Origin of the sequence: Paenibacillus cellulosilyticus, assembly GCF_003182255.1 — a bacterium.
Taxonomy (GTDB): Bacteria; Bacillota; Bacilli; order Paenibacillales; family Paenibacillaceae; genus Paenibacillus_T; species Paenibacillus_T cellulosilyticus.
Window position 1 is genome coordinate 54,439 of the sequence record NZ_QGTQ01000001.1, and the last position, 19,996, is coordinate 74,434.

The 19,996-nt window shown below is 41.1% G+C and carries 18 protein-coding genes; all 18 read right to left on the minus strand.

The features are described 5' to 3' along the window. Window positions 1-29: 29 nt before the first annotated feature. The 18 genes from DFQ01_RS00190 to DFQ01_RS00275 all read right to left on the minus strand — a co-directional run bounded on the left by DFQ01_RS00190 (window position 30) and on the right by DFQ01_RS00275 (window position 19,958). Window positions 30-1,103 (minus strand): 3-oxoacyl-ACP synthase III family protein, encoded by a 1,074-nt coding sequence (locus DFQ01_RS00190; protein WP_110041863.1) that lies wholly within the window; start codon window positions 1,101-1,103, stop codon window positions 30-32. Beyond that, window positions 1,100-1,330 (minus strand): acyl carrier protein, encoded by a 231-nt coding sequence (locus DFQ01_RS00195; RefSeq protein WP_110041864.1) that lies wholly within the window; start codon window positions 1,328-1,330, stop codon window positions 1,100-1,102. The genes DFQ01_RS00190 and DFQ01_RS00195 overlap by 4 nt, the downstream gene beginning before the upstream one ends. Beyond that, window positions 1,323-2,129, minus strand: coding sequence for a GNAT family N-acetyltransferase (locus DFQ01_RS00200; protein WP_110041865.1), 807 nt, complete (start codon window positions 2,127-2,129; stop codon window positions 1,323-1,325). The genes DFQ01_RS00195 and DFQ01_RS00200 overlap by 8 nt, the downstream gene beginning before the upstream one ends. 40 nt (window positions 2,130-2,169) lie before the next feature. Beyond that, window positions 2,170-3,696: an amino acid adenylation domain-containing protein gene (locus tag DFQ01_RS00205; protein ID WP_110041866.1), complete on the minus strand. Its 1,527-nt coding sequence runs from the start codon at window positions 3,694-3,696 to the stop codon at window positions 2,170-2,172. A gap of 60 nt (window positions 3,697-3,756) precedes the next feature. After that, entirely contained in the window at window positions 3,757-4,617 is an 861-nt protein-coding gene (locus DFQ01_RS00210) for an AAC(3) family N-acetyltransferase (RefSeq protein WP_110041867.1), read from the minus strand. Next, window positions 4,614-5,366 (minus strand): SDR family NAD(P)-dependent oxidoreductase, encoded by a 753-nt coding sequence (locus DFQ01_RS00215; RefSeq protein WP_110041868.1) that lies wholly within the window; start codon window positions 5,364-5,366, stop codon window positions 4,614-4,616. Before DFQ01_RS00215 ends, DFQ01_RS00210 begins: the two co-directional genes overlap by 4 nt. Before the next feature lie 233 nt (window positions 5,367-5,599). After that, the gene (locus tag DFQ01_RS00220; protein WP_110041869.1) at window positions 5,600-5,818 is read right to left on the minus strand and encodes an acyl carrier protein; all 219 of its coding nucleotides are present in this window, start codon (window positions 5,816-5,818) and stop codon (window positions 5,600-5,602) included. Between the two features lie 193 nt (window positions 5,819-6,011). Then, a protein-coding gene (prfB, locus tag DFQ01_RS00225) for a peptide chain release factor 2 (protein WP_110041870.1) occupies window positions 6,012-7,119 on the minus strand; the annotation gives its coding sequence in 2 pieces (ribosomal slippage) (window positions 6,012-7,046 and window positions 7,048-7,119; 1,107 coding nt in all). Between the two features lie 216 nt (window positions 7,120-7,335). Beyond that, window positions 7,336-9,849, minus strand: a complete 2,514-nt coding sequence (gene secA / locus DFQ01_RS00230) for a preprotein translocase subunit SecA (protein ID WP_110041871.1) — start codon at window positions 9,847-9,849, stop codon at window positions 7,336-7,338. 376 nt (window positions 9,850-10,225) lie between these two features. Next, entirely contained in the window at window positions 10,226-11,338 is a 1,113-nt protein-coding gene (locus tag DFQ01_RS00235; protein ID WP_110041872.1) for an FkbM family methyltransferase, read from the minus strand. Continuing rightward, a complete protein-coding gene (locus DFQ01_RS00240; protein WP_110041873.1) occupies window positions 11,335-14,586 on the minus strand; it encodes an HAD family hydrolase in 3,252 nt (1,083 codons plus the stop codon). Before DFQ01_RS00240 ends, DFQ01_RS00235 begins: the two co-directional genes overlap by 4 nt. A 2-nt stretch (window positions 14,587-14,588) precedes the next feature. Further along, window positions 14,589-15,608 (minus strand): Gfo/Idh/MocA family protein, encoded by a 1,020-nt coding sequence (locus DFQ01_RS00245; RefSeq protein WP_110041874.1) that lies wholly within the window; start codon window positions 15,606-15,608, stop codon window positions 14,589-14,591. After that, the gene (locus tag DFQ01_RS00250; protein ID WP_110041875.1) at window positions 15,608-16,585 is read right to left on the minus strand and encodes a hypothetical protein; all 978 of its coding nucleotides are present in this window, start codon (window positions 16,583-16,585) and stop codon (window positions 15,608-15,610) included. Before DFQ01_RS00250 ends, DFQ01_RS00245 begins: the two co-directional genes overlap by 1 nt. Then, complete coding sequence (locus DFQ01_RS00255; RefSeq protein WP_110041876.1) at window positions 16,569-17,324, minus strand: inositol monophosphatase family protein; 756 nt, start codon at window positions 17,322-17,324, stop codon at window positions 16,569-16,571. The genes DFQ01_RS00250 and DFQ01_RS00255 overlap by 17 nt, the downstream gene beginning before the upstream one ends. Next, window positions 17,314-18,207: an NAD(P)-dependent oxidoreductase gene (locus tag DFQ01_RS00260; protein WP_174812867.1), complete on the minus strand. Its 894-nt coding sequence runs from the start codon at window positions 18,205-18,207 to the stop codon at window positions 17,314-17,316. Before DFQ01_RS00260 ends, DFQ01_RS00255 begins: the two co-directional genes overlap by 11 nt. Then, on the minus strand, window positions 18,204-18,794 hold the full coding sequence (locus tag DFQ01_RS00265; RefSeq protein WP_110041878.1) for an SIS domain-containing protein: 591 nt from the start codon (window positions 18,792-18,794) through the stop codon (window positions 18,204-18,206). The genes DFQ01_RS00260 and DFQ01_RS00265 overlap by 4 nt, the downstream gene beginning before the upstream one ends. Further along, entirely contained in the window at window positions 18,794-19,495 is a 702-nt protein-coding gene (locus DFQ01_RS00270) for an acylneuraminate cytidylyltransferase family protein (protein WP_110041879.1), read from the minus strand. Before DFQ01_RS00270 ends, DFQ01_RS00265 begins: the two co-directional genes overlap by 1 nt. Then, window positions 19,482-19,958: a NanQ anomerase/TabA/YiaL family protein gene (locus tag DFQ01_RS00275; RefSeq protein WP_174812868.1), complete on the minus strand. Its 477-nt coding sequence runs from the start codon at window positions 19,956-19,958 to the stop codon at window positions 19,482-19,484. Before DFQ01_RS00275 ends, DFQ01_RS00270 begins: the two co-directional genes overlap by 14 nt. Window positions 19,959-19,996 lie beyond the last annotated feature (38 nt).

A 19,996-nucleotide genomic window follows, 5' to 3' on the forward strand; every position in this document is an offset into this window, starting at 1 on the left:
TGGCAAACGAGTAACTATACGTTTCGCAATCAGTAATCTGAAATAAGCATCTCACAGAAATCCATTCTCCCGAGCTCAATCGTCATTGCTCCCCAGGCTAAGCCGGAACCAAACGCAGCTAAACAACAATTATATTGGTTGTCCATCACCAATGACCCAAGGTTATGTACTATATCTATAGGTATAGAAGAACCGCTTGGATTTCCAAAGTTCTCAACCACATTCATCGGAACTTTCTCATAAGGCACTTCTAGTTTCTCCGCAAGTTTCTTGAGCATAAATTTATTAGGCTGATGAAACAAAAACCAATCAATATGCTCTTTGTCTTGATCAGCTAACTTTAGGGTTTCCTCAATCAAAGGCGGCACTTCCGTCTGTACAAAAGTAAAAACTTCCGAACCATCCATCTTCAAGTTATCGAGACTGCGTAAATTCCCGTCCTGATCCAAATCTCTCATAACAGCAGTTTCAGCTGAACTAGGTAATCTTGAACCTCCTGCCGGGATGATGAGTGCTTCTCTACGTCCACCATCATTATACATATTGAAATGGATGTCCCTTGCATTAGGGTCGTTCTCCACAACTGTAATTCCTGCAGCATCACCTATTAACGGATAACTATTTCTATCCTGCTTCGAGACCTTTTTGCTCAACGTATCCACATTAAACAAAACAACTTTTTTGTTACCCAGATGTTCCAGCAGCATAAAGGATTGCATCAACCCTTGCAAAAAACCCGCGCAGCCTTGATTCAAATCCATGCAAATAACATCGTTACTTAAATCGCAATTACCGTGTATGATGTTGCTTACATGTGGGATAAAATGGTCTGGCGTTGTCGTAACTACTACAATCGCACCTATTTCGCCCTTATCGATCAACTTCTTCTCTAACAAGTGATTCAAACCAGCTACACATAAATCCGAACTTGCCGTTGTATCTTTCACTACACGATGTTTTTCAAACCCCATTATTTTCTTCAAGCGCATTGTCTGTTTCTCGGGGAAATTATAATTGGAAACTTCGTCTTCAAAACTCACTTCTGTTGCTGGGAGCACACCAAGAATACCCGTTATTTTTTTCTTTTTAAAAACGGTTTTCATACTTCCGCCCCATTTTTTCGTATCATATTAACAATGGCTTCTACGCCCCCGAAATTTTCCGGAACAATATCGAGTGCGTCAATTGTTACATTAAATTTCTCTTCAAGCTCAGATACCAAAGAAATCATATCAAACGAATCCAATAAGCCATCCGCTATAAAATCATTACTTTGTGTATAATCAAATTCCGGACGCAGTTCAGTTAAAATCCCGAGTATTTTATCCATTGTTTTCTCCCTTGAACATCATAATAGAATCAACGAGTCCGTCTGGTGCAAAATGATATCTCTCATATTTATTGATAGCAACAACGTTACTCGACTCAACCCATAACTGACATACTACGTCTTTAGACAATTGGTCGAACTGATGCTTTAATAACCGATCCGCTACCCCTTGTCCTCTATAACGCTTGTCCACAACGAGCTGATAAAGGTAGACTAGCTTTTCTCCTAGTCTCTCGAAATAAGCGAGCCCCGCTATCTCATTGTGTTGAATAACGAGCGTAACCTCTTTATTATTTATCGCTTCTAGCAGCTTGTGTCTATTCGGAAGATGAGAAATATGGCTATCAAATTCCAAATAAAGAAGGTCCATGATTTCATCCACTCTATCTTGCGTTGCTAGTGTAACATCAGACACCTCTTCATATCGGCTCTCTGATCCAAGGCGCTTCATTCTAATCAAAGTAGAACACTTGTAAAAATTGCTGAGCTGCAATCCATTAACGATAGGGTCTACTTGTCTGTCTCTTCCAACAACATCCGCAATAATTGGCTTTCCCTTGAAATCAACTAGTATGCGTTGAACTTGTTGGAGGGATGTAAGATCAGCAGCATAGAAATACAATCGAACAAGCTGTTCTTCTTCTTCTAGAATGATGACTGTATTCTCCGCGAACCTTACGGTGACATGATCCTTATTCACCTTGCCACCCAGTTGTTGCGCAGTAAAGAAAGCATTGGTTAAGAAACCTTTACATTTGCGAATTTCACTGATTTTCTTAACCATTGTTTCAAAATCCATCACCAACCACCAGTTTCCCTATTTACTTAAAGCAACCGATCTACTCCGTTAGTTCCTTCAGTTTCAGGCGATCAATTTTTCCATTGTTATTTCTCGGAAGCTGCTCTAGCCGCTTATAAATATGCGGTATCATATAATTCGGCAGTACGCGTCCGATATTGCTCCTGAAATCAACAACCGATATATCATTGTCAAATTCATAGTAGAAAATAATCTCTTTGGTAGCTTGGCTATATACGACGCAACCGTTCTTCACCAATTTCAATGTATTGATAATCACATGTTCAATCTCGCCAAGTTCAATTCGATATCCAGAGTGCTTAATAATGGAATCCTTGCGCCCCTTAAAGATGATTTCGCCTCTGTCATTTTCCAGAACAATATCCCCGGTTCGGTAAATCGTTTCAGGGTAACTATTATTTAATGGATTTTGAACAAAAGCTGCTGCCGTTTTTTCTGGGTTATTGTAGTATCCCATAGCTAGGGAGGTTCCCCTAACACACAATTCCCCTTCCTCATTCACACCACACAACTTATCTTCCTCGTTCAGTATGAAAACATCGGTATTTTTACAAGCAATCCCGATTGGAATAGGTTCATCATCGGATAATTGTCTATCCGCAATATAATATGTACAATCCAAAGTAATCTCTATCGGTCCGTATAGGTTGATAAATTGTGCTTGTTTTAATTGTGTCCGCCAGTAATTGAATTGCTTGGTTGGAAATACCTCGCCAGCAAACCATACTGATTTCAGAGAAGACAACGGAATTCTAATCAATAGATCCATATTTGCTATATTGACCATGATCGTAGGCACCCAGAAAATATACGTCACATGATGATCTTGCAGTAATTGCAATATGCGAGCAGGAAATGCCGCTAATCCTTCAGGCACAATAACGATTGTACTTCCAAGCGCCATTAACATGCATAATTCAAAGCTGTATATATCAAAAACACTGGGAGACAGACTTCCGATAACTTCATTGTCACCAATGTCCGTCGTATGGATCGCCCACTCGGTGAAGTCGATAAAACTTCTGTGATTTAATACTACACCCTTCGGCACACCTGTCGATCCGGAAGTATTGATAATGCACAAAGGATCCGTATCTATTATCTTGCTCAATCTATTATCAAGCACATCTTGTGAGTAAGTTTCGTTGTTAAGATCAATTTGATCCACATTCAGTATCTTATCACTAGGCCAAATATCATTGAGCTTATGGATATGTTTATTATTGGTTATAATCAATTCCGGTTTAATTAACTCGATAATGTTGCTAATTCTTTGAACCGGCGTCTTTGTGTCCAAATTCATATAGGCGTTTCCACAATACATAATTGCTATATCTGATACAACCGTTTCAATTTGCTTGTCCAATAACACAGCAATCGGTTTACGAATGACTCCATCGATTACTCGGTTTATGATATTGCTCATTTTTTTCGCATTCTCTGATAATTCAAAGAAGGAAATTTTTCGTTCCCCCTCGATAACAGCAGTATTATTCGGAACTCTTTCGGATGTAGCCTTTAAATAGTTTAATAGGTTTATATGCAAAACATGAGCTCCTTTCTCAAACACATTACTCAGCTATCAAGAAGAGATCATTCATTACATTTAGCAGGAAATAATTCGTTCGCCGTTTTTCCCTTTTGTATATTCATGAACTAAATCTGCTTCTGTATACGGTTGCTCCAAAAAGTAGTGAACATTCGTCTCTATTTTGTTTCTAATTTCTCGATAAGCATCCTCTTCGGAAATACACGTAATAGGTTTAATACCAATGTGAGTCTTTTGCAACAAGCCTTTTTCTAATAAATAATCTTCGAAATAGTACGAACATGCCGGCTTAACACCCGCGCACCCCGCATACAAAATATACTCATCATCAAAATTGTTTCCACCTGCATCTATTACTGTTCCATTAAAATGCATATCAAAACGATAAGGAACTCTCATTACATCTTCTAGATAATGAATATAGGTGAAGCATTCGCCTATTTCAGCACCCATAAAGAGGAACTTCACATTGTCTTGTTGATGCAAGATATCATACGCACTGTTGATTCCAAGTGAGCTTTTACCAATGTTATCAAATAGATTGGCTTTATCCCCAACGGCGATCATGGATAAAATGGGATCTAAAGAACGCACAACGTTTGGTTGATTCCTAATGTATTCATTCAATGCTCCCATTGATGTTCTGCTATTGTTCACATCATATACTTCTTTGTTACAGAAGCTAAAAGTAAAAGAAGGGAACACCAGTGTGCCAACGTTTAATTGTTGCAGCACTTCATACAAATATCCTAAATATTTCTTTCTCTTTAACTCCGGATTTAAAGCACCAAATGCAACGTCTGTATGTACGAATAGGATATCACAGTCATGAGCACCTACTTGTTTCAGTTTATTTAAAATATCATTAGTCGTATACCAGACTCCATTATTATCCTTGAATAGTCTTACATCGTTCATAGGAATCCTCCATCTGCATACATGTTTCTACCCGTAATAAATTTAGCCATATCACTCAACAAAAATGCACATACACTTGCAATATCATTAGGCTCACCCAGCCCGAGCAACGATTGTTCTATCACTTTATTTAAATTTTCTTCATTAGAATATTCTTTAAGTGTTTCTTGCACCATCTCTGTCATGACATTACCTGCAAGTACTCCATTAACTCGTATTTCTTTTTTGGCTAATTCGAATGCCAAGCTTGTTACAGCAGCATTCATTGCTGCCTTGGAAGCAATATATCCTGTCTCATACGCGCGTGGTTGTACAGATAATATTGAAGAAATACTGACAATGCTGCCCCCGTTCGAGAATTTCTTTTTGGCATATTGTCTAACGAGTTCAATAAAAGGATAAAAATTAGTTTCCATCACTTCAGATATTCGTTTTCTGCTAAGGCTCTGCAAAGGCATTACATATGGAATCCCCGCGCAATGCACCATTCCGTTCAGCTTTGTTCCATCTTGAACCATCTGTTCGAAGAAGCGGCTCAAATCTTCTTCTTTGGCGAGATCTATAACAATAATCTGATGATTGTCACCAGTTAATTGCAGCATCGTTTCATTTAATCGTTCTTCATTACGACCACTCACAATAATCTGAGCACCGAGTTTGGATAAATAAATTGCCGTTGCTCTTCCAATGCCAGACGATGCTCCTGTAACAAGTATTTTTTTATCAGAGAAATCAAGCGGATTTAACATTGTTGCTCTCCCTAGTTTCACAATTATTAATATACCTACTCCTTACTTTAGTATACACTGCCCCCTTCATCCATCAACCCCGATCCCGCTGTTTCTATATGCATATCAAACCGTTTATGTCTTGCCTACAACGATAAGCACGGTTTCGGTCATTAATAAAGGGTGGATTTTCTCGGATAATCCACCCTTTACTATTATTCATATTCTCTTAAACCACAGAGGGTTAATTCCCCTTACTCCATGATATTAATAATATCCTGAACAGTTTTAAGCTCCTTAATTATCGCCCCAGATATTGTTTTATCAAAATGTTCATCCACTAGAGCAATCAAAGAAATGGCCGCAACTGAGTCCCAATCTGGCAATGAATCTAGCAGTGTTGTGACCTCCAACGAGCCTTGATCAAGATCCAACATATCCTCTAGCAAATTTATTTTTGTTTGCAAATCCATAGTGATGTTCCTCCCAAGGGTATCTAGTAAACGATTTCTCTTTATATTTCATTATCGACAAGAAAAATAAATAATTGAATACTTTTCGGCGAATCAAAATTTTCAATATAAGGAAAAGGCATCGAATGATCATGTACCTACACTAAAAAAAGACCTCAAACCCCACTACACCGCAGTGGAATTTGAGGCCCTTCTACTCCTGCCGAATCTGGCTGCGCAGGTATCCATCGATGAATGCATTCAAATCGCCGTCCATTACGGCGCCGACGTTACCGGTCTCCACGCCTGTACGGTGGTCTTTCACCATGCTGTACGGATGGAAAACATAAGAACGAATCTGGCTGCCCCATGCGATGTCGGATTGCTCACCGCGAATCTCAGCGAGCTGCTTCTGCTGCTCTTCGATCTTCTGCTCATATAGCTTGGAGCGCAGCATCTTCATCGCTTGCTCTCGGTTCTGAATCTGCGAACGCTGCGTTTGGCAGGACACGACGATGCCGGTCGGTATATGCGTAATACGAATGGCGGATTCCGTCTTATTGATATGCTGACCGCCTGCGCCGCTGGCACGATACGTATCTACCTTGAGATCCTCTGTACGAATCTCGATCTCGATGTCGTCATCGATTTCCGGCATTACGTCACACGAGACGAATGAGGTATGACGACGTCCAGATGCATCGAACGGCGAAATACGAACGAGCCGATGCACGCCCTTCTCCGCTTTCAGATAGCCATAAGCATTGTAGCCCTTAACCGAGATCGTAACGCTCTTGATTCCCGCTTCGTCACCATCCAAGTAGTCGAGCAGTTCAATCTTGAAGCCGCTTTTCTCTGCCCAACGCGTATACATCCGGTACAGCATTTGCGCCCAATCCTGAGACTCGGTACCTCCTGCACCCGGATGCAGCTCCAGAATGGCATTCAGCTTGTCATACGGCTGATTGAGCAGCAGCGTCAGCTCGAATTCGCCAATACGATCGACGAGCGACTGTACGCCCTGTACAAGCTCTGCTTCAAGCGCTTCATCGCCTTCCTCTTCTGCCAACTCCAGCATCGTCGCAAGGTCTTCATGGTCCGTCTCGAGCTTCTCATACTTCTCTACAGTCGATTTGACTGCGTTCAGTTCCGCGATGACAGACTGTGCTTTATCATTATCATCCCAAAAGTCCGGCGCCGTCATCTTCTCCTCGAAGTTGGCGATCATCTCCTGCTTCAGATCGAAGTCAAAGAGACCCCCTGAGCTCTTGGAGTCGCTTCGCCATCTCACGCAGGTCTTGCTTGACCTTAATGTCTATCATGGTTCGCTTCACCTCAAAATCATTGTTTCCATGCAATGCTACAAGCTATGCCTTGCATCGAACGGATGTGAACAGAGGCGGAGCGCGCGATTGATGCTCTGCACGTCCGCCATCTGTTCCATACTGTTATATCGTGTTAATGATTCACAGCTTAAATCATTGCAGCCATTAAGCTTACGTCTCATTAACCTTTATGGTCGTTAATACTTATTGGTATTAGGCTTTACCGTGGCAAAGCTTATACTTCTTACCGCTGCCGCAAGGACACGGATCGTTCCGACCGATACGGTCTTCTTCATCCTTCTTCACCGGACGCTTCTCTGCTGGTTCACCGCTGCCGCCCGATTCCGTCTGGCCCTTCGCAACCTCTTGACGCTCAAGGTTGTTCTCGACATGCGCCTTCATAATATACTTCGTGATTTCTTCTTGAATGTTCTCGATCATCTCTTGGAACATCTCGAAGCCTTCGAATTGGTACTCACGAAGCGGATCTGTACCGCCGTATGCACGAAGGTGGATACCTTGACGAAGCTGATCCATTGCGTCGATATGGTCCATCCACTTCGAGTCTACTGCACGAAGCACGACAACCTTCTCGAACTCACGCATCGTCTCTGCACCGATTTGCTCTTCACGCTCATCGTACAGCTTCTCAACTTTGCTGTAGAGCAGGTCGATGATTTCTTCTTTCTCCTTGCCCCATAGCTCTTCCTTCGTTAACGTACCCTCTTGGAGCAGGTTGCCATGCGCATAGTCAACGATTGCCTGCAGATCCCATTCCTCTGGAATGTCGCCTTCACAATGTGCAGTAACAATTCGCTCAATTACTGGCTTGATCATTTCAACGACGATGAGGCGAATGTTCTCCGACTCCAGCACTTCACGGCGCTGCTTGTAGATGATTTCACGTTGCTGGTTCATCACGTCGTCGTACTGCAGGACTACTTTACGCATATCGAAGTTGTTGCCTTCCACGCGCTTCTGAGCAGATTCAACTGCACGAGAAATCATGCGGCTTTCGATTGGCTGATCTTCATCGAAACCAAGGCGCTCCATCATGCCCATGATGTTCTCTGCACCGAAACGGCGCATCAGTTCATCTTCAAGAGACAGATAGAACTGCGAGGAACCTGGGTCACCTTGACGGCCAGCACGACCGCGCAGCTGGTTATCGATCCGGCGGCTCTCATGGCGCTCCGTACCGATAATATGAAGACCACCTAAAGCATCAACGCCCTCGCCAAGCAAAATATCGGTACCACGACCGGCCATGTTCGTTGCGATCGTAACCGAGCCTGCTTGACCAGCATGCGAGATGATCTCTGCTTCTTCCGCATGGTACTTCGCGTTAAGCACTTTGTGCTGAACGCCGCGCTTCTTCAGCATCTCCGATACGCGCTCAGAGTTCTCGATCGAAACGGTACCGACGAGGACCGGCTGGTTGTTCGCGTGGCGTTTGACGATTTCCTCGACAACCGCCTTGAACTTGCCGTTCTCCGATTTGTACACGACATCCGGCGTATCCTTACGGATATTCGTCCGGTTCGTCGGAATTTGAACGACCTCGAGGCCGTAAATTTTCTTGAACTCTTCTTCCTCTGTCTTCGCCGTACCGGTCATGCCGGCCAGCTTGCGGTACATACGGAAGTAGTTCTGGAACGTAATCGTCGCGAGCGTCATGCTCTCGTTCTGAACTTTGATCTGCTCTTTCGCTTCAATCGCTTGGTGCAGACCATCGCTATAACGACGACCAGCCATCAGACGGCCCGTGAATTCGTCGACGATAACAACTTCTTCATCCTGAACGACGTAGTCAACGTCGCGCTTCATAATATTATGCGCTTTGAGCGCTTGTTGGATATGATGGTTAAGCAGAACGTTCGCATGGTCGAACAGGTTCTCGATAGCGAATGCTTTCTCCGTCTTCTCAACGCCTGCTTCTGTCAGCGTAACGTTACGCAGCTTGATATCGATCGTGAAGTCCTCTTCCGGCTTCAGACGCGAAACGAAACGATCCGCTGCAAAATACATTTCCGTCGATTTCGCAGCTTGACCGGAAATAATAAGCGGTGTTCTTGCTTCGTCGACGAGGATGGAGTCCACTTCGTCAATGATGGCGAAGTAAAGCGGACGTTGAACCATTTGTTCCTTATAAAGAACCATATTATCGCGCAAATAGTCAAAGCCAAACTCATTATTCGTACCGTACGTAATATCACAAGCGTATGCTTCTTGCTTCTGTGAATGCGACAGACCATGCAGGTTACAGCCAACCGTCAAGCCAAGGAACTCGTAAACTTGACCCATGAGCCCGCTGTCACGCTGAGCCAAGTAATCGTTGACCGTAATAACGTGAACGCCTCTGCCGAGCAGCGCATTCAAATAAACCGGAAGTGTACCGACGAGTGTTTTACCTTCACCGGTTTTCATCTCCGAGATTTTACCTTCGTGCAGAACCATGCCACCGATCAGCTGTACGTCAAAATGACGCATGCCAAGCGTACGCTTCGCCGCTTCGCGAACGGTAGCGAATGCTTCAGGCAGCAGGTCATCTAGATCTTCGCCCTTCTCTAGACGCGCTTTGAACTCTACTGTCTTCTCACGCAGTCCTTCGTCCGACAGTTCTGTAAACTGTGGCTCTATTGAGTTAATCTGCTCGACGGTGCGCATCAAACGCTTAATCTCGCGCTCGTTCGCATCGCCAAATATTTTTTTCACCAATCCGAGCATCGGCAACCGCCCTTCCTTTCATCGTAACCCGTTTCTTCAATACAAGTCGAACTCAACTCATGCCAATCGTCTGGTCTTAAGCTGCCGCTGAAAGAACAGATGACGACCGTTGCGCTTTCTCTTAATGCATAAATTGTAACAGTTTGTGAACCTTGTCGCAATGAGCCGAAGAGCGTTACCAATATTGCCATAAGAAATAATTCATCCTATATAGATGGAAACGCCCTCTTTCGAGGTTCAATGGCATAAAAAATGCACCCCCTAGAATTTTATTGGATAACCTATGGGTGTAATCCAATGTCTATTCTAAGGGGTGCACTTCACGTGTATAGAACTTCATCTTCACTAATCTAATAACAATCGCTTGATATGACGCTTAAACCGCATACAATACTGTGTCAGTCCAGTTATTACTGTAATGTCTTAGATAAAACTTATAATTCGGCACCAGACTTTGAAGATATAATTGAATTTCCAATATATCTTCCAATTTATGATACACACAAACTGCCAATCTAGGATGATGCTTGATGATCGTTTCACGCGCACCGCGCAATGCTTCCAATTCTGCACCCTCAATATCCATTTTGATAAACGTAGCACGAGCGCCCTGCAGCACACTGTCTATGCTCCTTACATGGATCGAGGTTGCTCCTCCGGAATCAATTAAAGAACCTACATCTCCTCTAGCGTCAAACTGCAATCTATCATCACAGCTCCACGCGCCTGCATTCAGAAGTTCAATATTATGAATCTGTTCTTGATTGATGATAGACTGACAGTTTCGGAAGCTTGTCGGATCAGGCTCGAATGCATAGATTTTGTCGTAGTTCCCGCCACACCACTCTCTAAAAAGCAATGATGTCTCACAATCGTAGCAACCTGCATCAATAAATACTTCATTTGGTTGAGGAGTCATGATAGGCGCTTCGAAATACTGATTCTTAGTATCCCATTGAAATTGTGGACCTCGATTAAATTGTGGGCGTAAATCTTCAAATATAATTTGATCCACAGGGAATCCGGACATCTCTAGCTCTTTATAGACCTCTTCATAAATAAGCGGAGAACTGATCACAACGTAATCATTCTTATGATTAGCCATCAATTCTTCAGGTGAAATAACCGGCAAATTACAAAATATGGTCCCGTGCTTGTTGCTGTCTTTATCACAAACAGCATGCCAATCTACCTTACCAAAGAACAGATCGAGTAGATATCTGCAGTACCAACCTGCACCATAAATGATTAATCGTGCGTTATCCAGCTCGTTAATTCTCCGTAATCGCTCTCCAAATAACTTCGATATTGAGTCTTTCCCTGTAAAACTAGGACTCAATTCAACCATATCAACTAAATACTTATGACTCTTCGTTAAATTATATTGCATTCGAGCAACAAAAAGAGCTCTGGAAAGAGGATCCGCCAAATTAGCATAAATCTCCTGAGACAACTTAAAAAAACGATTCATTTCATTTACTCCTGTCATAAAAAGATCCTCTCTGCTTCATGTCGGCCAACTACGTTACGCAAAAAGTCGGACAATTGCTCTATGCTTCGACCGAAATGCAACTCTTTTTTTACTCTATCGTCGTAGAGATAGTACTTAATTAGCTGGGCAACATGTTTTCCAAATTGCGCCTCTTGCTCTGACGTGAACCCATTTTTCAAAGCTATATTAATCGTCTCTTCAATATTTTCCAGCGTAAATGCCTCATAACTACAGCCCTTTCCTCTAAGCTGTGTATACCCCAACATTAAGGTAGGACGACGGCGTATCGAGGAAACATAGCCTGTTTGAGATAATATCGTAATCGTTAAATCGGATAAATCAACCATATCATTAATATCAATATCCGATACGACAATTGTATTCTCAGGAATCGCTCCCGCTACATCCTTATTTAAGATAAGCATCAGGGGATGTGGCTTATAGATGAAGTTCCAGCCGTTCTTTTCTGCCAATTTAGCTAAATAAACTGCCGCCTCGTTACTCGATTTAAAAATCGGAGAATGACTTTCTTTCGTTTCATGTGTATAAGGATATAACCCCGATTCAAAGTCGTTTTGACCTGCATAGAAAATAATTGGTTTACTCGAATCGATTTTTCCCAACAATTCATTCTTCATGTTGTTAATAGGCTGAATATTTCGATTAAGCTTCGATTTACGAAGTAGTTGAAGAACTCGTTCTGCTTCGTTAAGATCTTTGTCGTTAACATCGAGATTTTTGAAATTCTCCCAGTGCTTCGCGGGATAACTTTCTCCCATTTGACCGAGATTCTCGACAACAAAGGTTCCTGGTAGTGCTCCAAACTCCATAAAGAGAGGCGTGATTCCATTCTTCATAGACAAGTTAGTAAAAACATGATGTAAGGCATGGAATTTGTTCCAGAGAATAATTGCCTTAGGTTTATAACTATCTATCAATTCTTGAAAATACTTAGAAGCCCAATACAAGAGAACCTCTGCATAACCATCACCCATTTCCGGATGACGTGTTTTAAGATTATCTATTGCTTCAGCTAGATACTCATTCTTTTCAATCGCGCTAACTACTTCTTTCGTCATTACTAACCGTTGCCCTTTAACATAACGGTTTTTCCCAAATAATGTAGGTGTAATAATAAAATCAAACAGAATTTTAGCTGCAGTTCTTGCTCGACCCACGTACGTCGCTTCCGAAAGAAGCACAAAGTTAACATCTGGCATATCAATAGACAATTTATTCAAATAATCACATATGCCTTTGTCGTAGCTAACCATATCGCCCACAATTAAAATATTATCTTTACTATTATCAATAACACCATTACTTATATTGGATATAGCTGAGTTAATATCCTTAATAAAACTATCAGTAAAAAGCTCGTCCTTATTCTTAAATTTTGAATTGAACCAGGTTCCATAAACATCTTGTATGTCAGCTGAAATAATAGCACTATCAGCGAAGTTAATATCCTTCAATAACATAGCATCACTTTTGGATGGTTTCTTAAGAAAATCAACGAGTAAATAATAGAAAGGTAGTCCATCCAAGTTTAAACTTCGCAGATCATCCTTAAATAATGCAATAAATTCTTTTGATAATTCAATAACGCTCTCTTGTATTGAAGTTATCTTAGTACTAATGACACTCGTATCTTGACGATAGTACTGCGGTCCGGATGAATCATAAGCCGCGTGTATTACTGAACTTTCTTGAACACTAATAATATCTTCAAGTAACGGGGACAAAATCTGCGTCTCATGCCGTATAGCATAGTCATACTCAATAAATGTTTTTAATTTGTAATTTATTTTCGAGTAACTATTGATCATTGGCAGCGAAAGGATGTGATACCCGATATTATCAATCTCAAAACGATCTTTGATAAGCCTACTTACACTTCCACGATAGCCGACATCAAAAATACCTAAACGCTTCTCTCCATCTAGTACATGCAAACAATATGAATCAATGTCCCTCATTCTTTTTTTCGCATTTTCAATAAAGAAAGGTTCAATTTCTTTGATTACTTTTATATATTCATCCACATTCCCTATTGCGGTTATGCTGTTGGGGAATCCATGTTTCTTAAAGGTTCCTAATACCAAACTGCGCTCTTCTGGATCTGTGATCAGCAATCTAGTCTTAATAAATGAATCAACAGTCATTTTGGGACTCGGCGGTAAATCAATTAGTGCTTTATAAAACCCATTAGATTCATGAGCGTAGTAATTATACCTCATTGCTCTAGATAGGTAGATTATCGATGTCTGGGGGGCGTTAGGGTAAACCTCTTTGAGAAGTGTATAAATCTGTAATGGAAGATATCCATCCCGGTATACAAAGTTGATAGTATCAAGTTTTTCTACAAGCGCATCTTCCAGCATCCACTTCGTATAGCTCAATAAAAAAGGACCAAATAATATAGTGCCAAAATTGGAAATGTCATTCCCGACTATGGAATTAGTATTAAACGGATGGTATGGATCATCAAAAAGGGAGTTTGCAATGAACCCTACCATAAAAGAATTATCTGAAGCATGTAAATAACGAGATAAAGAATTAAGTATCCGTTTACTCTTAAAAATGCTAATTGGACTTGGCGTATGATATGCATTTATATTATTTTTTTTTGCTTGATCAATATCTGCTTCCTTATTATCTCCTATATGTACGATCTCTTTAGGCGAAATATTTCGGGCTTCAAAGTCAGCTGCCATTTTCTTAAACAGTCTTCCTGAACCCTTCGAGAGTTTTTCGTCAGATGATAAATAAAGCTTCGAAAACCCTGTATATCCATTTTTGTTTAGTACTTTAATTAAAAACTCCTTAGGAAGATACATATCGGAAGTAATGATTACTTCTTTACCAGCTTGAATCGCAGCATGAAATATCTCTCGAATAGTCTTTCTTGCGTACAAATAATCATATTCGACCTGTAACTCCGTCTGTTTTAACAATTCTATTTCGTCCGCACTAAATTTATATAAATTAGAAAACTCTCGATAAATATCATCGTAGGTAATATCATCTTCATAATTGGGCCTATTCAATCTTGCGACTCTCTCTGCCATCATTCGCATTTCTTTGAACTTTATATCCAAATTTGTCCTGAAGGAAACTATTTTAAATAAATTAACCGGCGATACAACTGGCCTAACGAGCAGCGTATCAAAAATATCAAAACTTACCACTTTGATGTCTGGAGAAGTAACAACCTTCAAAATCTGCATCGTTTTTTTGTTCATCGTTAATTTCCTCCCCTTCTCCCTGCGGCATAAATCTGCTCAATCATCTGCATCACGTACAACGCATCATCTATTGTTCCGTTTCTTAAGGGTTTAGCACCCGTTAATACATCATGGAATTCCTTGATCTCTATGTCCCAAGAAAAGTCTTCGGTGAAACACAACGTATGTTCTGACGGCCTTCCAAGCTTGCCCGTCTTAGCGTTCAAATCTTTTCTGTAATATGTTAATCTCTCTTCTCCGTAACTTCTTGTCGAGGTAATTAATCCATCAAGTACGACACAACCGTTCGTACACACAATATCCAAATTAAACCGATGATGCCACTGGGTAGCACTAGAATGCAACGATGCTATTTGACCTCGATCGGTTTCAAAGATAGCAAAAGCATTGTCTTCTACCTGAATACCGCTCCATGCAAGAGTGTCTACAACGCTCTTCACTGAAGAAAATTCACCTAGGAAATAATGCATAAGATCAAGCATATGAATCCCTTGATCTAACAAAATCCCTCCGCCTGACAACTCGGCATCATTGCGCCATTCACTCTCGAAGTTTACGGTTCCCGCCTTACCGTATACACCTCTAGCGCATATAATATCCCCCAACAAACCAGAGTCAACTAACGCTTTAGCCTCAATAATCGAGTTATGATATCTATGATTAAAACCGAATTTCAGAATGCGGCCACTTGACTCCAATGCCGCTTTCATCGTCAGCGTATCCGCAACATTTCTACCAGGAGGCTTCTCCGAGAATACGTGGTACCCTCTCTTTAATGCGCTGCAAACGATTTCAGGAATAAATGCGTTATATGTGCAGACAATTACTGCATCGAGCTCAACGCTCTCTAGACACTCCTGCCAATCGTGGAATTTACGTTCCGCAAATCCGTCAAGATTGCTGTCACGCGTATCACATATAGCTACAATTTCAAATCCACCATGACGCTTAAGCGCATCGTAACGAAGCCTCCCCATTCTCCCCATTCCGATAATAACTGTTTTCACTTTCCTGTCCATTACGTCACTTCCCTTTGCGCCACAACTTGTGCGAATGAACTCATCCCGCTCTTTTGAATAAACCTCTGGAATTCGGATAACGTATTCTGATCACCATGTTCCAATAAATACTTCACGAACAAATTGTCTTTGTGAATCCCTTCAAGATTACTTTGAACATACTGAAGATCCATTAAACCCGGAGTGGAAATTTCAAGAACCCGATACCCTGCATTCTTCAAAACGATCTCAATACCCGACTTTGACAGAAGAAGATTATGCTCAAATGGATAGATGTTGTTAATGTTTTGTTGTAAAGTCAAGATATCGAACCCCGTGCTTACTCTAGTACTTAAGAATAGCAACCCTTCTTGCTTTAAGGATTGACCAACCTCGATCAGATCCCTTACAGGATCCACGGATTGTTGAATATTATTTAAATACAAAATAACGTCGGCTTGTCCAATCGGATTGTTAGGATTCGAATAATTCATTGCTATTGAATTTCTAAGCTCATATTGTTTACAAATGTTTGAGCCCTTAATTTTATCGATAAGCGCATAATATCTATTACCATAGTCGATAACATCAAGATCGCGGTTTCTTTCCAAATATCGATAAGTTCTGAACTTGATCCAGTCCAACAATTCTTCCCAACTGGTATCTCGTCTAAGTGACGCATCAGATTGATAAGACTCGGATAGGCGATAATCGATTAAATCCTGATTCTGCTTATACGCAGTTACTACAGCCGCAGAAATGAAATTAAATATACTCCAACAAGACTCACATCTATAGTAAGGGATTTCCCATACTTTACTGAACACAATACTCTTATCATGATTGCATATTGGGCATTCTTTAATTTCATCATGCTCATTAACCTGATGGTTGCGTACGAATTGCTCTGCTATGCCCTTCTCATTGTTCAGATGCAGCTCATTATGGATCGGGACGTTGTTATTGTTAAATTCGATATAATCATAAGCCTTTAGCATAGTAATCCTCCATTAACGCCGCATTTGCAAAACATTGGCAAATACACTTGTTTTCCTGGAGCAATTCAAGCTTAACGGAACCACCCGCAGCTTTTGTAATGGCTACACCAGCAGCAACGTCCCAAATCATGATCCCATCCTCGAAATAAGCGTCAATAGCTCCATTCGCAACAAATGTACTCATCAACGCCGCGGCACCCAACATTCTAGTCTTCTTGAAATACTGGACTTTGCGAATATAGTGTTGCAAACCATCCGTGGAATAGTCTCCAAAAACAGGGAATCCTGTCGCCATCACCGCATTTTCTGTTTTTGATACTTTGGATGGGCTGATTGTTTTACCGTTCAAAAATGCACCTTGTCCCACTACACCATAATAGAGTTCTGATTTAGCGAATCTATTAATAACCCCTAATATGGGACCTTCCTCATTACTTAGGGCTATTGAGACGCAGGATAACTCACTCATCCCTTTGAAATAATTACTTGTCCCGTCGATCGGATCGACAATCCAAACGTACTTTTGTTTCTCTCCGATAAAACCACTCTCTTCCGATAAGATCGGAATCCCGGTCGTTTTTAAAATGTCAATGATGATTTTCTCACTTAACCGATCAGATGATAATTTGATATCTCTTGCATCGCGGCTATCCACTTCTATATTTTCTCTTAATAGAAGAAAATCTCCAGCTTTCCGAGCAGCCTCCAGCGCAACTTGAAGTTCGTCTTTATACATCATTCAAATCCCTCAAAATGTTATAAACCGCCTCTTGCTCCATTTCCTCTCTGCATCGGTCGATATAGGTGGCGGTATGAGGCGTGAGCAAAGCATTATCTAATTCCGTTAATTTCCCTCTGTACGGCTCCTCCGAATAAACATCAGACCAGTACCACGAGACAGCTCCAGTCTGCAACGCTTCAACCAATGCTTCTTCATTAATCAATAAGCCTCTTGCGCTGTTCAAAATCACGACGCCTTTCTTCATTTGCTTAATAGCTTCCTTCGTTAACAATTCATCTGCTCCAGAAGCGTGCAACGATACGATATCTGCAACTTCAAGTCCCTTATTCAGACTTTCTAGTGAGATATTGGACTGGAAAGGATCATAAATCATAATATTAGCTCCGAATGGCTTCAATAGTTCAGCGAATTTCCTGCCTACTCGTCCATATCCAACCAAAAGAACATTTCGATTACGTAGAGAGAAGCCTATTCTTTTTTGCCAAACTTTATTGTGCATATCTTTATTAAGCTGAATGAGTTCTCGACTAATTGCTAACAACGCCGTCAGCACCATCTCGGCCACGGCTTCGCTAGGCGCATCTGGCGTATTCGAAACATTAATCCCTCGCTTTTCAGCAGCTTGCACATCGACATTCTCCATACCGATGCCAATCCTCGCAATGGCTTTTAACTTTGGACATTCACGGTAGACTTCTTCGTTCAAAGTCTCTAATCCAGCTAATAGGCCATCCGCATCCCGCAGATGCTCAATAATCTCAGGAATATTCATTTTACGACCAAATGGATTCTTGACTACCTCAATACCCTTCTCCAAAAGGATATTGATGGCTTTATCACTTTGTGCTGCAAACGATGAAGCTCCAACGACGATTTTCAATGTCTGCCCCCCATGTACATATCTAAGAATAGATCTAACCAACAATGTAATAATACAGCGTGAGCGGACTCAACTAGTCCATATTTGTCACCAGGTATATAGAAATTAAGATCACCCATACTTCTTGATTTGTTATCGTGAGACTTGCCGGAGAGCGTAATGACAAAAGCTTCTTTCTTTCTTGCCACTTCAATAGCTTTAATGATATTCGGCGAATTACCCGATGAAGAAATTGTAACCAGGACATCGTTAACCGATAAAAGTCGTTCGACTCTACAACTGAAAATATGTTCGAATGAGAGATCGTTGCCGATTGCCGTTAAATGAGCAGTTTCCGAGCTTGTGAACGTCGTGATTCTAGCGTTCTGAAAACAGTCATGAGAGAAGTGCTCAGCCATCGTTGCGCTTGCACCGTTGCCTGCAAAAAAAATACAACCGTTATCTTCATCACGAACTTTCTTCGCTTTTTGAGCCCACCTAATAAGTCCTTCGTCATTATCCACAACTTGGCCCGATCGATCCGTAACAATCATGCCCTCTAAAATACTTTTAATTTCCCCAATATATCTCGCATAGTATTTTTCCATTATTCGAAATACCTCTTTGACTGATGTAGTTCATGTCTTGCCCGAAGGGTTCCTTCTGCGATTCTCCAATCTTCCTCTGAATCCAAATCACACGATTCGTCTTTAGGGATCGAATATAATCCCAACTTTCCGCCGAATACAGGATTTTCACCTCTAGCCTGCATGCTCAGGAAATGTTCTCTTCTCCACGCCGTAAGTGACCACACGACCTTACAAATCGGTGGTAGCAGTTGACTATTAATCTTCTCTTTGAGCGAAAACGTTAATGGTTTATCCTCAAAGAAGATTTCCGCTTGTTCCTTGATCACAGATAGTACCGTATCAAAATTATTTTTCTTTATGTAATTGATAAATCCTTCGATTGTCTCTGATCTTAGCAGTGGAGATGTCGTGTTCACCATAACGACATAATCGCAATCATGCTTCAAAAGGAATTCATTAACGAACTCTCGGTTTGTAGCGGAGTCGTTAGCCAGTTCATCTGGTCTCTTGTGAAATTGAGCTCCCAGCCTTTGAGCAATTTCACCTAATGTATCGTTCTCCGTGTTCACCCATACGCTGTCAAAAGATTCGTTTCCGAGAGCAAGATCAATAGCATATTGAATCAATGGCTTATCGCCCAAATATCGAACATTCTTTTTTATAATTCTCTTCGATCCCATGCGCGCCGGAATCATGCCTGTAATTTTATAATTGTTCATATACACCCAGCTTCACTTTTATTACGAATTTCTTAATCGCTTGAGGAACATCTCCGACCGCTACTTGCGGCTTATGCGCTTCATGTGGGAATATCAATGCGAAGTAGCCTGGATCTACAGAAACCCTCGTAATAGGACAAGCATCTTCCGTCTTGAAAAATACTACATCCTTATCCAAGCTGTACTCGTCTTTAACTTTTAAACGATCTCTTTCGAAAATATCAATTCCCTCGGAACCTACCAGGACTGATTGAATATCAATATATTGATTATGTGCTTCAATCGCGCAGTTTTCACGTAGAGATGTGTTATAACTCATCACTCTTAAAAATACATTTTCTCCATCTATATCGAATTTCGCATCTACGCTATCAGCGTTAATATTCTCTAGACATTTTGAGATTTGTGCGTATAGAGGTTTAGGCAAATAGTTCGATAGGTTGTCCAACTTGTCAAAAATCACTTTCAATCACTCTCCAAATGTTTCGATTGCTCATGTTA